Origin of the sequence: Microbacterium sp. IO18 (assembly GCF_049099505.1) — a bacterium.
In the GTDB taxonomy this organism is placed as follows: Bacteria; Actinomycetota; Actinomycetes; order Actinomycetales; family Microbacteriaceae; genus Microbacterium; species Microbacterium aurugineum.
Genome location: NZ_JBMJAF010000002.1, coordinates 691,067 through 708,911, shown reverse-complemented (window position 1 = coordinate 708,911; position 17,845 = coordinate 691,067). Strand labels below are relative to the sequence as shown.

Genomic DNA, 17,845 nt, shown 5'->3' with positions numbered 1-17,845 from the left:
CCGCGAGCGAACCGTCTGGGTTTTCGCAGGGGCATGGGTCATAGGCTTGTGCCGTGAGCGAGTACATTGTCCGGCCGGCGCGCAGCGCCGACGTCATCGGCATCCGCAACCTCCTGCAGCCCCTCGTGGAGCAGCGCATCCTGCTCGGCAAGGACCTCGCGGTGCTCTACGGATCCGTGCAGGAGTTCGTCGTGGCGGAGGCGGACGGGGTGCTGATCGGCTGCGGTGCGCTGCACGTGATCTGGGAGGATCTGGGCGAGGTGCGCACCCTGCTCGTGCGCGACGACTGGTTGCATCACGGAGTCGGTCGGGCCATCGTCGACCGGCTGGAGGAGACGGCGCGGATGCTCGGGCTCTCCCGCCTTTTCTGCCTTACCTTCGAGGTCGAGTTCTTCAGCCGTCGGGGCTTCACGCCCATCGGGGAGCAGGTCGTCGACCCCGACGTCTACTCCCAACTGCTGCGCAGCGGTGATGCCGGTGTCGAGGAGTTCCTCGACCTCGCCCACGTCAAGCCCAACACGCTCGGCAACACACGCATGCTCAAAGTGCTCTGAGGTGCCTCCTGCTCGACGACCGTCCGTCGGCCTCCCGGGTTGCGCAGGTGCGATCGCTTAGCCTGGAGATATGCCCCGTCGTTCCGCTGCCGTCTACCGCCGTCGGCGACTGGTCGTCATCGGCGGGCTCGTCCTGCTCCTCGCGGCCATCGGTGTCGGGGTGTGGCTGCTGATCGCGAAGCCGTGGGCTTCCGCCGAGACCGGTCCGAAGCCGTCGGCGTCCTCCTCGGAGACCTCCACGCCCTCACCGTCGCCCGGGACGGCGTCTCCTTCTCCGGATCCATCGGCCTCGCAGACACCCGCGATCGTCGCCTGTGAGGCGAAGGATGTCGAAGTCGCCGCGGTGGCCGATGCGGAGACCTATGCCGCCGGAGTCCTGCCGAAGCTCTCGATCTCCTTGACCAACAAGAGCACGAAGGACTGCACGATCGACGTCGGATCGACGACGCAGGTGTTCACGGTGTCCAGCGGTTCGGATGTGTGGTGGCGCTCGACCGACTGCCAGAAGGACCCGAGCAGCATGATCGCGACGCTCACCGCCGGGACGACCGTCACGAGCAAGGATCCGGTGACATGGGATCGGACGCGTTCGAGCGTCGAGACCTGCGACCAGGAGAATCGTCAGCGCGCGCCCGGTGGGGGAGCCTCGTACCATGTCGAGGTGTCGATCGGCGGCTTCACGAGCCCCAGCACCGTGCAGATCCTGCTGTACTAGCGGCCTCCGTCTTCGAAGCGACCTCGACGGGAAGCATTCGAAATGCGTCGTCTTCTGCCCTGTGGGGTGCGAATCACGGCGATGTGCGCATCGTTCGCCGCATCATGCTGACAGGTGCTCATCTTTGGGATACCATTGAGGTGACTCTCCGCATCATGCGGCACAAGCCATCCCCAGTGGCGTCGAACTACAGCGTCCCCAGCGCTTCGACATCGCCGCTCGAGAGTCCGAGGGCCCTCTCGAGTACCCCAGTCCCCAATGTGGGACTCGAGAGGGCCCCAATCGTCTCCGCGGTCGATTCCGCGCGTCGCGCCCTCCTCCGTGAATAAGCTGGAGACATGGCAGCGAAGAAGGCGAAGACCTCGAAGAAGAAGCCCGCACCCGAGGACTTCCGCTCGGATGCCCTGGCTCAGGCTCTCGAGAAGCAGGATGTCGCTGCGGTCGCCCTCGCTCTGCGCCACGGCACCACGGTCGTGCCGCTGATCACCCCGGGCGCGCGCGACAACCCGCTCGACAGCGGCGAGGTATGGACGTACCGCGACCCGAAGACGGGTGATCTGGCCCTGCTGCTGTTCAGCGATGCGAAGAACAAGCCGGCCAACCTGCCGCCCGGCGTCGGGATCTACACCGCGGACTGGCTGCGCAAGTTCCTCTCCGCGCACCCGATCACGACGGTGTTCCTGGACATTGCCGGCCCGCACCCCATGCAGGCCGATCCCGCCGAGCTGCTCAAGGCGCTCGACGCCTGAGACGGTCTGCGGCAGGCGCATCGGCTCCCGGGCGGACCAGATCGGCTCCCGGGCGGATCAGAACGGCGGGATGTCGCGGTCGGATCGGCGTGAGGTGTTGCGCGCCCGCACATCGCCGAGCGCGGCACGGAGGGTCTTCGAACGGTCGTCGACGACCTGTTCGTATCCGAGTCGCGCCGCCTCGGACCGCCGCTGCGCGGCCTGGGTCACCGGGCGGATCTCGCCCGCGAGGCTGAGTTCACCGACCGCTGCGACGGTGCGCGGCACCGCGATCTGCTGGATGGAGCCGGCCACGGCGATCGCGATGGCGAGATCGGCCGCGGGCTCGGTGAAGCGCACGCCTCCGACGGTCGACACATAGACGTCGAGAGTCCCGGTGGGGATTCCGGCGCGGCGTTCGAGGATGGCCAGCACCATCGCCACGCGCGAGGAGTCGAGGCCGTGCACGATACGGCGCGGGTTCGGAGCATTGCTGGGCACGGTGAGGGCCTGCACCTCGACGGGGAGCGCGCGGCGGCCCTCGAGCGAGATGGCGACGCAGGTTCCGGGTTCGGTCGCGCCCTGAGAGAGGAAGAGCCCCGAGGGATCGGGGACCTCGGCGATGCCGTCGCCCGTCATCTCGAAGCAACCGACCTCGTCGGTGGGACCGAAGCGGTTCTTGAGGGCGCGGATGAAGCGCAGCGACGTCTGCCGATCCCCTTCGAAGTGGCAGACGACGTCGACCAGATGTTCGAGGACCCGGGGGCCGGCGACCTGGCCGTCTTTCGTGACGTGACCGACGATGATGATCGGCAGATCGCGGTCCTTCGCCACGCGGATCAGCGTCGCGGCGACCTCGCGGACCTGGCTCGGCTGACCGGCCGCGCCGTCGATCAGCGACGAGGAGATGGTCTGCACGGAGTCGACGATCACCAGCTGCGGCTTCACCTCGTCGATGTGCCCCAGGATGGTCGCCAGGTCGGTCTCGCTCGCCAGGTACAGCTCGTCGTGCAACGCTCCGGTGCGCTCGGCGCGCAGGCGGACCTGCCCCGGAGATTCCTCGGCGCTCGCATACAGGACCCGTCGCCCGCCGCGGGCTGCTTGGGCGGCCACCTCCAGCAGCAGCGTGGACTTGCCCACGCCGGGCTCGCCGCTGAGCAGGATCGCGGCGCCGGGGACCACGCCACCGCCGAGCACGCGGTCGAACTCTCCGACCCCGCTCGAGCGCCGCGGTGCGTCTTGCGTCGTGATCTGCGTGATCGGTCGTGCCGTCCGCTCGGCGCTCGGTGCGACCGGACCCACGCGGCGGAGGATGCCGGTCTGCGCCGCCTGTTCCTGCACCGTGCCCCACTGCTGGCACTCCCCGCAGCGTCCGACCCACTTCGCGGTCGTCCAGCCGCATTCCGTGCAGACGTAGGCAGGAGGAGCGGGTTTTCGGGTGGCCATGCTCTCAGGCTATCGGCGGGATCGGACATCCCTATCGGCCAGGTGTTTATTCACGGCCCGTACCTCTGGGTAAACCTGCGATCTCACGGAATACTGGTGACATGGCCAACGGCGGGCCCGTCTGCGGGCCGATCTCGAGCTACTCCCGGGTGCAGATCCTGCACTTGCTCTTCGAAGCGGGAAGTTCGCAGACCCGAGCCGCTGTGTCGATCGCGGAGCTGTGCGAGGCGACCGGACTCCACGCGAACACGGTCCGTGAGCACCTGCAGCGCCTGATCGAAGGCGGGTACGTGATCCCGACGATCGAGCACCGCACCACGCGGGGGCGTCCGCGCACGCTGTACAGCGCGGCCACCGGAGCCCCGGGTGCCTCCAGCCCGGTCGCGCGTGACAAGGCCAAGGCGGCTGCTCGTCGGGGCGACCTGATGCGCAGCATGCTGCCGGATTCGGCGCCCGACCTCGGCCGTGAAGCCACCTATCAGCTCGACGCGCTCGTGGAGCACCTGGAGGAGAGCGGCTTCGAGCCCGTGGTCGACGACCGCCGGCTCACGGTCGACCTCAGCCCGTGCCCGCACGCGGCGGGCCGTTCCGAAGACCGCCCGATGCTCTGCCGTGTGCACCTCGAGCTCATGCAGAGCGTGTTGAACGAGGCCGGTGGACCCCTCGAAGCCGAGTGCGTCCGCGATGCCGTCCTCGCATCGGACTGCACCGTCCAGCTGCGTGACAGCACGAGGCAGCGGCAGCACAGAACAGGAGTCGTGCATGGAATGGCTTGATCCGCTCGCGCTCGCCCGATGGCAATTCGGGTTGACCACGGTCTATCACTACCTCTTCGTCCCCCTGACGATCGGCATGGCGCTGGTCGCCGCGATCTTCCAGACCGCGTGGGTGCGCACCGGCAAGGTCCAGTACCTGCACCTGACCCGCTTCTTCGGCAAGATCTTCCTCATCAACTTCGCGATGGGCGTCGTCACCGGCATCGTGCAGGAGTTCCAGTTCGGCATGAACTGGTCGGACTACTCCCGCTTCGTCGGCGACGTGTTCGGTGCTCCGCTCGCCTTCGAGGGCCTGCTGGCGTTCTTCTTCGAGGCGACCTTCATCGGTCTCTGGATCTTCGGCTGGGACAAGCTCCCGCAGAAGCTGCACCTGGCCACCATCTGGTGCGTGTCGATCGGCAGCATCCTGTCGGCATACTTCATCATCGCGGCCAACGCGTTCATGCAGAACCCGGTCGGCTACACGTTCAACCCCGAAACCAACCGAGCCGAGCTCACCGACTTCTGGGCGCTGCTGACCAACCCGGTCGCGCTGGCCGCGTTCCCGCACACGATCTTCGGCGCGCTGATGTTCGCGGCCGGTGTCGTGATCTCGGTCTCCGCTTGGCACCTCGCTCGCGGACAGCACTTCGACACCATGCGCATCTCGCTGAAGTTCGGACTGTGGGCGATGATCGTCTCGACCGCGGGTGTCGTGCTCACGGGTGACCAGCTCGGCCTGGCGATGTACGCCGCGCAACCCATGAAGATGGCAGCGGCTGAAGCGACCTTCAACACGGTGTGCGGACCGGACGCGTCATTCAGCCTGTTCACCCTCGGCACCCCGGACGGCAGTTCCGAACTGTTCTCGATCCGCGTCCCCTACCTGCTGTCCCTGCTGTCGACGCACACGCTCGACGCGTGCGTGCACGGCATCAACGACCTGAACGCCGAGTACGCCCAGACCTACGCCGCCACCGGTCTGACGGACTTCGCCCCGATCCTGTGGGTCACCTACTGGGCGTTCCGCTGGATGATCGGCCTGGGCATGGCCGCCGCGCTCGTGGCCGTCGCCGGCCTGTGGCTCACCCGCAAGGGCGCCAAGAAGCCCCCGGCGCCGTGGATGTGGAAGCTCGCGATCTGGTCGTTCCCGCTCGCGCTCGTCGCCAACATCATGGGATGGGTCTTCACGGAGATGGGCCGACAGCCCTGGATCGTGTTCGGGCTGATGACCACGCAAGACGGCGTCTCGCCGGGCGTCAGCGGACTCGAGGTGCTGATATCGCTCATCGCGTTCACCGCGATCTACGCGGCCCTCGCCGTGGTCGAGGTCCGACTCATCGTCAAGGCCGCGCAGAAGGGCCCGGACACCGAAGAACAACCGCATGACGAGACGGCCCAGCTGCCGTCGGTCGTCTACTGAGGGGAGGAGCATCATGGATCTCGCAACACTCTGGTTCTTCATCGTCGCGTTCTTCTTCGTGGGCTACTTCGTGCTCGACGGGTTCGACTTCGGCGTCGGCATGTCGCTGCCGTTCCTCGGCAAGAACGATGTCTCGCGCCGTCAGGTCATCAACACGATCGGTCCGGTCTGGGACCTCAACGAGACGTGGGTCATCGTCGCCGGTGCCGTGCTGTTCGCGTCGTTCCCCGAGTGGTACGCCACCCTGTTCAGCGGTTTCTACCTGCCGCTGCTGCTGATCCTGCTCGCGCTGATCCTGCGCGGGGTGTCCTTCGAGTACCGGCACCAGCGCGACAGCGTGAAGTGGAAGGCCGGATTCGACCGGATGATCGTGATCGGGTCCGCCGTTCCCGCTCTGCTCTGGGGCGTCGCCTTCGGCAACATCGTGCAGGGGGTGGCGATCGATGAGAACCACATCTACGTCGGCGGCTTCTTCTCGCTGCTGAACCCGTACGCGCTACTGGTCGGCGTCACGACCTTGCTGCTGTTCTTCCTGCACGGTGTGCTGTTCGTCGCTCTCAAGACCGATGGCCAGGTTCACGAGGATGCGCAGAAGCTGGCGAAGAAGGCTGCTCTGCCGACGATCCTCGTCGCGGCCGGGACGGTGATCTGGACGGTGGCGATCGCGATGGGCCGCGAGGCTCCGCTGCTCTGGCTCGTCATCGGCACCGGGGTGCTCGCGGCGGTCAGCCTGATCGCGGCCGTCGGGTTCTCGCTCGTCCGACGTGACGGGTGGGCCTTCTTCTCCGGGATGCTCACGGTGATGTTCGCCGTGGTCATGCTCTTCTCGGCGCTGTTCCCGTTCGTGATGCCCTCGACGATCGATCCGGCGTACAGCCTGACGATCGCGAACGCATCCAGCACCCCGTACACGCTGCAGATCATGAGCTGGACGGCCCTGATCGCGATGCCGCTCGTGCTCGCGTACCAGGCCTGGACGTACTGGGTCTTCCGCAAGCGCGTCACCCGGAAGTCCATCGAGGGGGCACCGGCGCACGCGTGAAACCCGTCGATCCGAGACTGCTGCGCTACGCGGGTGCCGCGAGGGGATTCCTCGCGGCATCCGCGTTGATCGGCGTGGTCCAGACCGCGGTCGTGATCGTGTTCGCCTGGCTGCTGACGGATGCGGTGACCGGGGCGATCGCCGGGCGCGACGTCACGGCGTCCCTGCTCTGGCTGCTGGTCACGGCAGCCCTTCGCGGTGTGCTCATCGCCGCGTCCGATGCGGCGGGCACCCGTGCTGCGGCGAAGACCGGCATGCAGCTGCGATCCGCGTTGATCGCGGCGGTGGGTCGGCTCGGGCCGGGGTGGCTGGCGCAGCGGAACCAGACCGAACTCGCGGTGACCGCCGGCCATGGTCTGGAAGCGCTGGACGCCTACTTCGCACGCTACATCCCTCAGCTCGTGCTGACCGTCATCGCGACGCCCGTGCTGGTCGCGGTGATGTGGTGGCAGGACTGGCCGAGCGGTCTCACCGCTCTCATCACGCTGCCGCTGATCCCGCTGTTCCTCATCCTGATCGGGATGGCGACGCGCACGGTGCAGAAGCGCCAGTGGCAGACGTTGCAGCGGCTCGCGGCCCGGTTCGCCGACACGGTGCAGGGACTCTCGACGCTGCGGCTCTTCGGGCGCGACCGGCGCGCGGCGGACCGTATCGAGGTCACGGCAGACGAGTACCGGCGCGAGACCATGAAGGTGCTGCGGTTCTCGTTCCTGTCCGGGTTCGCGATGGAGCTGCTGGCCTCGATCGCGGTCGCCCTGATCGCCGTGTCGGTCGGGTTCCGGCTGTTGTCGGGGGACCTCACGCTCGAGGTGGGGCTGTTCGTGCTGCTGCTCGCGCCCGAGGCGTTCCTGCCGATCCGACGAGTGGGGGTGCAGTTCCACGCCGCGGCCGAGGGCGTCGCCGCGACCGAGGACGTGTTCGAGGTGCTCGATGCGGCGCGGACAGGTGCACGGATGCAGGAGCTTCCGACGGATGCCGGACGAATCGCCGTCGAAGCTTCCGACATCCGCCCATCCGTCCTGCAGGTGGACCGACTGGAAGGCGCGGCGCTCGTGGTCGAGGGGGTGCAGGTGCGCGATCTGCCCCCGGTGTCCTTCACCGCGACGCCGGGGACGATCACGCTGATCGAGGGACCCAGTGGCTCGGGCAAGTCGTCGCTTCTCGCGGCACTGCGGGGTGCTGCCGACTACGAGGGGGCGGCCGTGTTCGCCGGGCAGAGTCTTCGCGGGCTCGCTCCGGCCGGGTGGCTAGCCTGGGCAGGGCAAGCACCGGGGCTGATGCGCGGCACGGTCGCAGACAACGTCGCCCTCGGAGACCCGGCACCGGATGCCGGCCGCGTCCGTGCAGCACTGGATGAGGCACGCGCCGAGAGCATCGACGCGGCACTCGAACTCGGTGTGCAGGGGAGTGGGCTCTCGGGCGGTCAGGCGCAGCGGGTGGCCGTGGCGCGCGCGCTTTACCGGCAGCAGACCGATCCCGGACGCGTGCTCGCCCTGGACGAGCCCTCGAGCGCGCTGGACCCGGAGACCGAGGAGCGGTTGTGGCAGTCGTTGCGCGCGCGGGCGGATGCCGGAGCGACGATCCTGCTCGTGTCGCACCGGCGGTCGGCGCGCCGCATCGCGGATCAGGTCGTGGCGCTGGGGGTGGACGCATGACCGGACTGACGCGCGGACAGCGGGTCCGCAGCATCCTCCGGCTCGCGCAGCCGTCGGTCGGACGCTTCGTGCCCGGTCTCGTCTGGGGTGTGCTGTCCGCGGCGGCCGCCGTGAGCCTGCTCGCGGTCAGTGGCTGGTTGATCGTGAGCGCCTCGATCGTCGACTCGCTGGTTCCGCTGTCGATCGCCGTGGTCGGCGTCCGGTTCTTCGCTGTGTCGCGCGCCGTCACCCGTTACCTCGAACGTCTGAGCGGGCATGATGCGGCACTGCGTCAGCTCGCCTCCACGCGCGCCGACATGGTGCGTCGACTGATCCCGCTCTCGCCGGCCGGACTCGGCTCGACCGACCGCGGTCAAGTGCTCACGGCCCTCGTCGACGACGTCGAGAACCTGCAGAACCTCCCGCTGCGGGTGGTGCAGCCGCTGGGGGTCGCTGCGCTCGTCGCGGTGGGTGCCGTCGGTTTCATCGCGTTCGTCTCGCCGCCCGCCGCCCTCACCCTCGCCGTCTGCCTGCTGGTCGCCGCGGCCGCGGCGATCGGACTCGGCTGGGTGTTCGGCTCTCGCGCCGAAGCACTCGTGTCCGCGCGTCGGGCTGAGCTCTCGGCGGCGCTGGTCGATTACTTCGCGAGCCTCGATGTCCTCCTCGCGTATGGGGCGGAGGAGCAGGCGCGGGCACGGATCACCGTCGCCGACGGGGAGCTGCGTCGGCTCGTCTCCCGCGCATCGCTGGCGCAGGCCGTCGCTGCCGGGGTGGTCTCCGCGGTCGCCGGAGCGGCGTCGGTGTGGGCGCTCGCCGCCGCGGCGCCCGGCCTCGTCGACGGGGCGATCGACGGGCCGTGGTTGGCCGTGGCGGTGCTGGTGCCGATGGTGGTGTTCGAGATCTTCGGCGCCGTGCCGATCGCTGCGGCGTCGTGGCGGAGTGTCCGATCGAGTGCGGAGCGCATCGTCGACGTGCTCCCTGACCGGATGCCGCAGGAGCTGCGTTCCGACGCGGGCGAGGATGTCGAGGTCGACGGCACGCCGGTGGTGCGGATGCGCGACGTGCGCGCGTCCTGGCCGGGGGGAGCCCCGGCGCTCTCCGGCGTCGACCTCGATCTCCGACCCGGTGAGCGGGTGCTGGTGACGGGGTCGAGCGGGGCCGGGAAGAGCTCGTTGGCCGCGGCCCTCGTCGGTTTCCTCCGCGTGGAGGGCGAGTACCGGATCGGGGACCGCGACGCGTCGGAGTTGTCCGGTCCGACGCTGCGCCGGGTCATCGGCCTGTGCGAGCAGAGCCCGCAGCTGTTCGACGAGGACATCCGTCAGAACCTGCTCTTCGCGCGCGACACCGCGGATGATGAGGAACTCTTCGCCGTGCTCGACCGGGTGGGGCTCGGGGAGTGGGCGCGGGAGCGCGGCGGTCTCGATGCGCGGGTCGGCGACCGTGGCGCACTCGTGTCCGGCGGGCAGGCGCAGCGGATCGCGCTCGCCCGGGCCCTGTTGCGCGGTTTCCCGGTGCTGGTGCTCGACGAGCCGACGGCCGGGGTCGACCCCGAGGCGTCCGATGCGCTGCTGCGTGATCTGCTGGCGGCTGCGGGGTCGCAGTCCATGCTGCTGATCTCGCACGTGGTGCCGCCCGCGGGCACTGTCGACCGCGTGGTGCGACTCGACGGCGGACGCACGCTCTGAGTGAGGACCCCTCGCGGGTCAGGCGTTCATGTCGACGGGCGGTTCCATCACGATGCCCTGCGCTTCGAAGGCACGGCGGCGCTCTTCGATGCGGCGGTGCAACTCGACCTGTGCCTCATCGACGAACTGCGGATCGAGGTCGACGGTGGGCGGATGCGGGTCGCCGTGGTTCGCGGCGATGTACGCGTCGAGTTCGGGGCCGCTGGTCCAGGAGGTGATGAGCGCGTAGCGGGGTGCGGTGCCGCGATGCCAGACCGCGTGCCAGAAGCGTTGGGTGTCGACGATGATGCGCGAGCCGGCGCGGAGCGGCAGCCGGACCTCGGTCGCCGGGTCGAAGCGGTCGGCGCGCAAGATCAGCATCGACTCGGTGTCGTCGGACAGATTGAAGAATCCGCGGACGACCCAGCCGGTGCCCTCTTCGTTGAGGCGGTTGTTGTCGTCCTGATGCAGGTTGTAGATCGCATCGGCGTACTCGTTCGGCTGCAGCTCGATCACGCGGCACCGTCCGATGCCCGCGCCGGGCTCCAGTGCGCGACGCTGCAGGGTGGGCGCGATCGCCACCTGGGAATCGATCCACACGCCGTCCTTGTCGGTGCGCGGCGGCGTGTGGTTCCAGAAGCCGTTGCAGTCCACGTCGCCCGCGTAGCTGGCGAGCGGGGCGAAGCGCGTGACGCCGGAGGAGCGCCAGCGGACGTATTCCAGGTCGAGCCATTCGGCGGGGTCGCCCGGTGCGGAGTGATCGTCGAGGACGACGTAGCCGGTGTCGGCCAGCGCCTCCGAGGTGATGAAGCCCATACTGCGTACCCTTCCCGTCATCGCTGCCCCCACAGGCGGCGGGTTCTTAGGACATCCTAACTCTTCGGGCGTCCCGCCGCCCGGTGGCCGGCCGGAGAAAAGCGCGGAATTCCGCGCCGATATCCTAGGGTGATGACTCAGCCGCAGGGCGCCCTCCTCGTGGGCAGTGTGAACTTCGACGATGCCGAGACGACGATCCGCACAGCCGTGGATGTGCTCGGCGCCCGCCTCCGGCGCATCCCGGACGGCGAAGTCGGCAAACGATTCCACTGGATCATGTTCCAGCCCGATGTGATCGGCCAGGCCGAGGGGATCGAGCGCATCGGCGACGAACCCATCCCGTTCCCGGCCGGGATCGACGCCCGTGGTCTGCGCATCTGTGAGGGCGTGGACGCAGCGGGCATCGAACTTCCCGCGCTCGGATACGCGGCGGCCGCGATCGAGTCGTACGCGGTGTTCACGCGCCTCCGTGCGGAGGGGCTCGTGCCGGCCGAGGTGCGGTTCCAGGTGTCGCTGCCGACACCGCTCGCTGTGATCTCCTCCTTCTTCCGTGGGGACGACCGGGCGGCGATCGAGCCCGTCTACACCGCCGCGATCCTGCGTGAGCTCGAGGAGATCCTCGAGGCGATCCCGCACGATGACCTTGCTGTGCAGTGGGATGTGGCCAGCGAGATGGGCATCATCGAGCGAGCAGCCGGTTACGGAGCGGTCATGGAGGCCTGGTGGCCCGGTGATCCGTTCGACGGCCTCGTCGCGCGGCTGGCCGAACTGATCGACGCCGTGCCGGCAGGCGTGGAGGTCGGCGTGCACCTCTGCTACGGCGACGCGGGGGAGAAGCATTTCATCGAGCCGACCGATTCCGCGACCCTGGTCCGCTACGCGAACGCGGTCCTGGAGGCGACGGCGCGTCCCCTCACGTGGTTGCACCTGCCGGTGCCGATCGAGCGCGACGACGAGGGCTACTTCGCCCCTCTCGCCGACCTCGCCCCCGTCGAAGAGCTGTACCTCGGACTCGTCCACCGCGAAGACGGCGCGGAAGGAGCAGGGCGCCGTGTCGCCGCCGCCCGCCCGTTCGCGGAACGGTTCGGGGTCGCCACCGAGTGCGGCATCGGTCGTGCGCCCGCGGGATCGACCGAGGGCATCCTGCGCACACACGCAGAGGTCGCCGCCGCCTGGTGAACGTTCTGGGTGCCCGATTCGCGCGCTCGCCCGCTCTCGCGTAAGCTATTCCGCGGTGACGTGTCCGAGCGGCCGAAGGTGCAACTCTCGAAAAGTTGTGTAGGGTAACCCCCTACCGTGGGTTCAAATCCCACCGTCACCGCCATGGAAACCCCCCGAGAAATCGGGGGTTTTTCCGTATCCGGGGTGGGGTGTGGTGCATCTGTGGTGCAGATCTCGTCGGTGTCCCGATGGCATGCTTTGCAAGGACTCTCGGCGAGCCGTCCCGTGATGCGCGAGGTGCGATGTCGCGCGCCCCACGCGTCAGCAGTGTCGAGAACGGCCTGCCTGGACGCCACGCCTGCGATGCGCGTCCTTCCGACTTTTCCCGGAATAGCACTCTCGTTATTCAACTTTGGACCTAGCAAACTTGAGTAATAAGGAGAAAATCTCGGTATGGAATCTCCTGAGCTCGCTGGGACCCCGTGGCCTGAGACCGCGTTCGCCGTGCTTTCCCGTCGTCGTCCCTGATGCGGGTCGACCGTGCGTGGGAGGCCGCCCGATGGGCGTCCTCCCACGCACGAGGTCGGGTCAGAGCGAGGTGATGACGACGCGCGTGACGCTCGGGTCCTTGAGAGCGTCGTAGCCCTCGTTGACCTCGTCGAGCGCGATCTCCTTCGACAGCAGCGAGTCGAGCTCGAACCGGCCCTCGAGGTAGAGCTTCGCGTACATCGGGATGTCTCGCTTGGCCGTGGTCGAGCCCATGTAGACGCCCTGGATGCGCTTCTGAGAACCGATCAGTCCGACCTGATGCACGTCGATGTGCGAGGTGGGATCGATGACACCGATGAGGTAGAGGCCACCACCGGGCGCGGCCATCTCCAGCCCCTGTTCCGCCACGGTCTTCGTGCCGACGAAGTCGAACACCGCATCCGCGCCGTTGCCGGTGATCTCGTGCACGGCGGCGACCGGGTCGACCTCCGTCGAGTTCACGGCGTGAGTGGCCCCGAACTCCTTCGCCTTCGCGAGCTTGTCGTCGGCGATGTCCACGGCGATGATCGTGGTCGCACCGGCGATGACCGCGCCGTTGATGGCGTTCAGACCCACCCCTCCGGCGCCGATGACGACGATGGCGTCGCCCGCCTGCACGTTCGCGGTGTTGAGGACGGAGCCTGCGCCGGTGACGACGCCGCAGCCGAGGAGTGCCGCCTGGGCGAACGGAACTTCGTCCGGCACCGTCACGAGCTGATTCTCGTGCACGAGAGCCTGCTGGGCGAACCCGCCCAGCCCGAAGGCCTGCCCCACGGGTGCGCCGTTCTCGCTGAGCCGCGGCGCCTCGTCCGGTGCGCGGAGGGTCTTCTCCGGGTGGAGGCACTGGAAGACCTTGCCGGACAGGCACTTCTCGCAGGCGCCGCAGTACTGCACGAGGCAGCCGACGACATGGTCGCCGATTGCGATGTCCGTCACGTCCGGACCGACCGCGGCGACGACGCCGGCGAGCTCGTGTCCGAAGACGCCGGGTAGAGGGTTGCCCATCTCGAAGCGGGACATGGTGAGGTCGGTGTGGCAGAGGCCGGATGCCTTCACGTCGACGAGCACTTCGCGACCGATGGGCTGGGCGATGTCGATGTCCGCACTGACGAATCCTGCGCCGATCTCGCGGACGAGTGTTGCCTTCATTGCTGGTTCTTCTTTCTTCTGGGGCCGTCGGTGTCTCCGGCGGACGTGGGCTGGCCGGAGATCATCCAGCGCGGCATGAGCTGCGTGAGGTGCTCCGCGATCTCGTCGGGTCGTGCCGTGAGGTCGTCGAGGACCCAGGACGCGATGAGCCCGGTCGCGGCGTGCGCGATGTAGGTGGCGGCGATGTCCGGATCGATCCCGGGCGGCGGCGAGGTGATTTCGCGTATGTGCGCGAGGATCTCGACCTTCATCAGCTCCGCGACGCGCGACTCCGCACCCCGAGGCACCGCGACGCTGAAAGCTGCCGCGTAGAGCGCACGGTACGTCGCGTAGTGCTCGATCAGCGCGCGCTGCGACCGCGCCATCGCGGAGTCGTCGGTCGAGGCCGAGATGCCGTGCGCTCGGGTCTCGGCCGCGATGTCGCGGAACGCCTGCTCCTGCAGATGGAGGGCGAGATCGTCGATGCCCGAGAAGTGGGTGTAGAACGTGGCACGACTCACTCGCGCCTCGGCGACGAGACTGCTCACCGTGATCGCCCGGCCCGCGAGCGCCAACGATCTCACAGCGTCGGAGAGCCGCGTCTGGGTCGCCGCGACCCTGGGGTCCGACGAAGCACGGATCGAGTCTCGGACGGTTGCGATGTCTGCCGTCACGGCGCCGCGCATCATGCATCCAGCGTACATCTGTTTCTAGACAGACGTCTAGAAAAGTTCGTCGGCGCACCGCCTTTCGTCGACTGCGCTCACGGCCGCCTGAGCCGGCTCAGGTCACGCGGTAGGCGCGGTACCGCACGGTGCTCGCCTGTCGCTCGGCAGCGCAGAGGAACAGCGCACGCTGCAGATGGCTCAGCGCCGGCGATGCCGTCTCGACCTGCAGCGTGGTTCGGAAGTAGTACGAACCCGGATGCACGTTCTCACCGCGACGGAGTCGTTCGAGAATGTCGGGTGCTCCCGTCCGCAGGCCCCTGGCATGCAGCAGAAGCAGGTCGCCGTCGGTGGAGCGAGCGGAGTAGCGGCCGTCGATCTCGAAGGTGCCGTCCGGGCGGAGGATCTGCCAGTCGGCACCGCCTTCGAGGATCTCCGCGTTCACGGCGCCGAGGATCCGTCCGCCACGGATGGGGACCACTCGGCGATGGCCGACGCTCGTGTCGCCGTGGTCCTCCGGTGCTCCCAGCTCGACGACCACGTCGAACGCGGACTCCAGCGACGGCACGGGCAGGACGTCATGCGCCCGCAGCCCGGGGACGAAGGGGTCGGCGGGGATCATACCGTCGGCGTGAGCGTCGGGCGCTCGTTGAGGGCCTCAGGAAGAAATCCCGCGGCGGCTTTGTACTCGCGGGCGATCTGCTCGCGCTCGGAGAAGGGGATCACATCCTCGATGTCGGCGAAGCCATGGGGAGCGCGCTCGCGCGCCAGCTGCATCACGCGCTCCGGTCCCGTGGCGCGCGTCCCGGCGAGCAGCGCGGTCATCGCTGGCCGCCGTGCCTGCTCGTAGGCCGCGAGACCCTCGTCGATGTCTGCAGCCGTCGCTAGGTGGAAGGCGAGCGTACGCGCGTCGAGGATCGCCTGGGAACCGCCGTTCGAGCCGTTCGGGTACATCGCGTGGGCGGCATCGCCGAGGAGTGTGGTGCGGCCGAAAGTCCACTGCGGCAGGGCGTCGCGGTCGACCATCGGGTACTCGAGGATCTCATCGGCGGCGGCGATCGCCGCGGGCACGTCGAGCCAGTCGAAGCGCCAGTCCTGGAACAGCTCGGCGATCGGCGCGGGGTCGACCGTGCGGTTCCAGTCCGCGTCGCCGGTGCCGCCCACGCGGCGCTCGGCGATGAAGTTCACCAGCATCCGCCCGTCGGCATCGGCGAGCTCGAGGGGGTAGGCGACGAACTTCTGGTCGCCGTCGCCCGCCATGATCATCGTGCGCCCGTCGAGGAATGCGGGGATGCGCGTGACTCCGCGCCAGAGCGTGAGCCCGCTCCAGGGCGGCGCCCCCTCGGCGGGGTATCTCAGTGCGCGGAGCGCGGAGTGGATGCCGTCAGCGCCGATGATCACATCCGCCGTGGCGTCGACGGTGCCGTCCTCGGTCGCGAAACGCGCCGTCTCGGTGCCGTCGGCGTTCGAGTCGACACCGATCAGTCGGTGGCCCAGGCGGATCGGCTCGACGAGCCGCTCGGCGGCGAGGTCGCGCAGGGCCAGCTGCAGCCGACCGCGGTGCACAGACAGCTGCGGCCATCGGTACCCGGCGGAGGTGCCGCGCGGCTCACTCCAGATGGGCTGTCCGAGCCGGTTGTAGTACGCGAGCGTGTGCGGCTCCACGCCGAGTTCGGCGATGCGCGGTGCGACCCCGATCTCGGTCAGCTCGCGCAGGGCGTGCGGCAGCAGGTTGATGCCCACGCCGAGGCCGCGGATCGCGGTGCTGCGCTCGTATACGGTGACGCCGGTCAGCCCGGCCTCGTGCAGGCTGATCGCTGCGGCGAGTCCACCGATCCCTGCGCCGATGATGATGATCTTCATCGATCTCTCCTGATCTCTGCTGCCATCTGCAGCAGGTGTATGGGTGTTCCAGCTGTCAGTCGCGCGAGTGCACCACGGTGCCGCCGACGACCGTGACGGCGGTGCCGACACTGATGAGCGCCTCGGTCGGGATCGCGAACGGGTCGACGGTCGACACGGCGATGTCGGCGCGGGCGCCGACGCGCAGCATCCCTCCTCCGCTCAGCACGAGTTCGGCCGAGCCGCTGGTGTACGCGGCGAGAGCCTCGGTGAGGGTGAGGCGTTGGGTGGCATCGAGTGGTTCGCTCGGCGTGCCATCGGGTCCGGGGAGCGTGCGGTTGACGGCCACGTGGATCGCGAGCCATGGGTCGGCGGGCGACACGGGCCAGTCCGACCCCATGGCGATCGCAGCTCCGCTATCGGCGATCGCACGGAACGGATAGCCGGCGCGCATGCGGGCGTCGCCGATCATCGGCACGACGGCCGGGTCGACGGATGCCCACAGCCCCTGGATGTTCGCGGTGATGCCGAGCGGGCCGAAGCGGCGGGCGTCATCGGGGTGCACCATCGACAGGTGCGCGAAGTGGTGGCGCTGACCGGTGCCGTTGGCGCGGCGTGCCGACTCGACGGCAGCCAGTGCGACGCGCACTCCGCGGTCGCCCATGATGTGCAGGTGCATCGCGAAGCCCTCAGCGTCGAGCCCGACCGCGAGCGCCTCCAGCGCCTCGGCGTCGATGTGCAGCTCTCCGCTGCCCGCATGGCTGCAGTACGGCTCGAGCAGTGCCGCGGTCTCGCCATGAGGCACGCCGTCGACCATCGCCTTCGCGGTCGACGTGTCGAATCCGGCCGCGGCGTTCGCGGCGCGCAGCGCGACGAAGCGCTGGACCAGTTCCGGTACCTGCGCGGCCGTCGTGCCTGGGGGCACCCACAGCGCACCGGACGTGCGACTGCGCAGCGTCCCGTCAGCGATCGTCGCGCGGTACGCCGCCGTGCAGTCCGCCTTGCCGTTGTACTCGCCGAGGATCGCCTCGTGCCAGCCCGTGATGCCGAGCGTCCACAGGAACTTCTGCGCGTTGAGAAGTCCGGCGGCGATCTCGGCATCCGTCGTCGCGGGGATCACCCGCCCGACGAGCTCGGCCGCCGTCTCATTGAGGTACCCGGTGGGGTCGCCCTGCTCGTCGTGATGGATGTGCCCGTTCGGGGGCGCGGGCGTCTCGCGGTCGACCCCGGCGAGCTCCAGCGCGCGCGAGTTGACCCACAGCGTGTGGTGCCCGGCATCGCTCAGGGCGACCGGTCGGTCGGGCACGATCGCGTCGAGCATCTGCCGGGTCGGGTGCGGGAACAGCTCATGGCTCCAGCCGCCGCCGGTGATCCACTCAGCATCCGTCGCGTCTGCTGCGGCCACGATCAGCGAAAGCGTCTCGCCGACGCTCGTGGCCGTGGTCAGGTCGCAGCTGAGCCGCTCGACACCCGCGAAGGCCGCGTGGATGTGCGCGTCGACGAACCCGGGCAGGATGCCGCCACCCGCCGCCTCGATGATGCGGGTGTCGGGGCCCGCGAGCGCGCGGATCTCGGCATCCGTGCCGATCGCGATGATGCGCTCGCCGCGGATCGCGACGGCCGTGTCGGCGGTGCCCACGCGTCCGTCGAACACGCGGCCGTCGACGATGCACACGTCGGCGAGGGAAGTGCGGGTCATGGTCGTGCCTCTCGTCGGTGCGGCTGCGCCGCTCGGGTTCTGCTC

The 17,845-nt window shown here is 68.9% G+C and carries 16 protein-coding genes and 1 tRNA gene; 10 read left to right on the top strand and 7 right to left on the bottom strand.

The window, feature by feature from the left end; all coding sequences use genetic code 11:
* Positions 1–53: 53 nt before the first annotated feature.
* The 3 genes from ACLF6J_RS15175 (at position 54) to ACLF6J_RS15165 (ending at position 2,018) form a co-directional block, all read left to right on the top strand.
* Positions 54–554: an amino-acid N-acetyltransferase gene (locus tag ACLF6J_RS15175; RefSeq protein ID WP_047520264.1), complete on the top strand. Its 501-nt coding sequence runs from the start codon at positions 54–56 to the stop codon at positions 552–554.
* A gap of 70 nt (positions 555–624) precedes the next feature.
* Positions 625–1,269 (top strand): hypothetical protein, encoded by a 645-nt coding sequence (locus ACLF6J_RS15170; protein ID WP_131492236.1) that lies wholly within the window; start codon positions 625–627, stop codon positions 1,267–1,269.
* Between the two features lie 338 nt (positions 1,270–1,607).
* Positions 1,608–2,018 (top strand): dehydrogenase, encoded by a 411-nt coding sequence (locus ACLF6J_RS15165; RefSeq protein WP_134352260.1) that lies wholly within the window; start codon positions 1,608–1,610, stop codon positions 2,016–2,018.
* Between the two features lie 57 nt (positions 2,019–2,075).
* Here the strand turns inward: ACLF6J_RS15165 and radA are convergent, their stop codons facing one another.
* Positions 2,076–3,443 carry a DNA repair protein RadA gene (radA, locus tag ACLF6J_RS15160; protein ID WP_134352259.1) on the bottom strand — a complete coding sequence of 456 codons (1,368 nt, stop codon included), beginning with the start codon at positions 3,441–3,443 and terminating at the stop codon, positions 2,076–2,078.
* A 101-nt stretch (positions 3,444–3,544) separates the two neighbouring features.
* Here radA and ACLF6J_RS15155 point away from each other — a divergent pair, with 101 nt between their 5' ends.
* From ACLF6J_RS15155 to cydC, 5 genes are read left to right on the top strand one after another with little or no spacing between them, the layout of a single operon-like run.
* The gene (locus ACLF6J_RS15155) at positions 3,545–4,219 is read left to right on the top strand and encodes a helix-turn-helix domain-containing protein (protein WP_047520253.1); all 675 of its coding nucleotides are present in this window, start codon (positions 3,545–3,547) and stop codon (positions 4,217–4,219) included.
* The gene (locus ACLF6J_RS15150; protein WP_134352258.1) at positions 4,206–5,621 is read left to right on the top strand and encodes a cytochrome ubiquinol oxidase subunit I; all 1,416 of its coding nucleotides are present in this window, start codon (positions 4,206–4,208) and stop codon (positions 5,619–5,621) included. Before ACLF6J_RS15155 ends, ACLF6J_RS15150 begins: the two co-directional genes overlap by 14 nt.
* A gap of 13 nt (positions 5,622–5,634) precedes the next feature.
* Positions 5,635–6,663: a cytochrome d ubiquinol oxidase subunit II gene (gene cydB, locus ACLF6J_RS15145; RefSeq protein ID WP_047520250.1), complete on the top strand. Its 1,029-nt coding sequence runs from the start codon at positions 5,635–5,637 to the stop codon at positions 6,661–6,663.
* The gene (gene cydD / locus ACLF6J_RS15140) at positions 6,660–8,318 is read left to right on the top strand and encodes a thiol reductant ABC exporter subunit CydD (protein WP_134352257.1); all 1,659 of its coding nucleotides are present in this window, start codon (positions 6,660–6,662) and stop codon (positions 8,316–8,318) included. The genes cydB and cydD overlap by 4 nt, the downstream gene beginning before the upstream one ends.
* Complete coding sequence (gene cydC / locus ACLF6J_RS15135; RefSeq protein ID WP_134352256.1) at positions 8,315–9,982, top strand: thiol reductant ABC exporter subunit CydC; 1,668 nt, start codon at positions 8,315–8,317, stop codon at positions 9,980–9,982. Before cydD ends, cydC begins: the two co-directional genes overlap by 4 nt.
* 18 nt (positions 9,983–10,000) lie before the next feature.
* Here cydC and ACLF6J_RS15130 read toward each other — a convergent pair whose 3' ends face one another.
* Complete coding sequence (locus ACLF6J_RS15130) at positions 10,001–10,777, bottom strand: hypothetical protein (protein WP_131492242.1); 777 nt, start codon at positions 10,775–10,777, stop codon at positions 10,001–10,003.
* Between the two features lie 132 nt (positions 10,778–10,909).
* Between ACLF6J_RS15130 and ACLF6J_RS15125 the strand changes: the two genes are divergently transcribed.
* Entirely contained in the window at positions 10,910–11,956 is a 1,047-nt protein-coding gene (locus ACLF6J_RS15125) for a hypothetical protein (protein ID WP_134352255.1), read from the top strand.
* Positions 11,957–12,010: 54 nt separating this feature from the next.
* Positions 12,011–12,101, top strand: a tRNA-Ser gene (locus tag ACLF6J_RS15120).
* A 425-nt stretch (positions 12,102–12,526) separates the two neighbouring features.
* Here ACLF6J_RS15120 and ACLF6J_RS15115 read toward each other — a convergent pair.
* The 5 genes from ACLF6J_RS15115 to ACLF6J_RS15095 form a co-directional block, all read right to left on the bottom strand.
* The gene (locus tag ACLF6J_RS15115; RefSeq protein ID WP_134352254.1) at positions 12,527–13,615 is read right to left on the bottom strand and encodes a zinc-binding dehydrogenase; all 1,089 of its coding nucleotides are present in this window, start codon (positions 13,613–13,615) and stop codon (positions 12,527–12,529) included.
* Positions 13,612–14,283 (bottom strand): TetR/AcrR family transcriptional regulator, encoded by a 672-nt coding sequence (locus ACLF6J_RS15110; protein WP_166804661.1) that lies wholly within the window; start codon positions 14,281–14,283, stop codon positions 13,612–13,614. The genes ACLF6J_RS15115 and ACLF6J_RS15110 overlap by 4 nt, the downstream gene beginning before the upstream one ends.
* Positions 14,284–14,377: 94 nt before the next feature.
* Positions 14,378–14,881, bottom strand: a complete 504-nt coding sequence (locus tag ACLF6J_RS15105; RefSeq protein WP_134352252.1) for a DUF3237 domain-containing protein — start codon at positions 14,879–14,881, stop codon at positions 14,378–14,380.
* On the bottom strand, positions 14,878–16,122 hold the full coding sequence (locus tag ACLF6J_RS15100) for a flavin-dependent oxidoreductase (protein ID WP_134352251.1): 1,245 nt from the start codon (positions 16,120–16,122) through the stop codon (positions 14,878–14,880). The genes ACLF6J_RS15105 and ACLF6J_RS15100 overlap by 4 nt, the downstream gene beginning before the upstream one ends.
* 55 nt (positions 16,123–16,177) lie before the next feature.
* Positions 16,178–17,800, bottom strand: a complete 1,623-nt coding sequence (locus tag ACLF6J_RS15095; protein WP_134352250.1) for an amidohydrolase — start codon at positions 17,798–17,800, stop codon at positions 16,178–16,180.
* Positions 17,801–17,845: the final 45 nt, after the last annotated feature.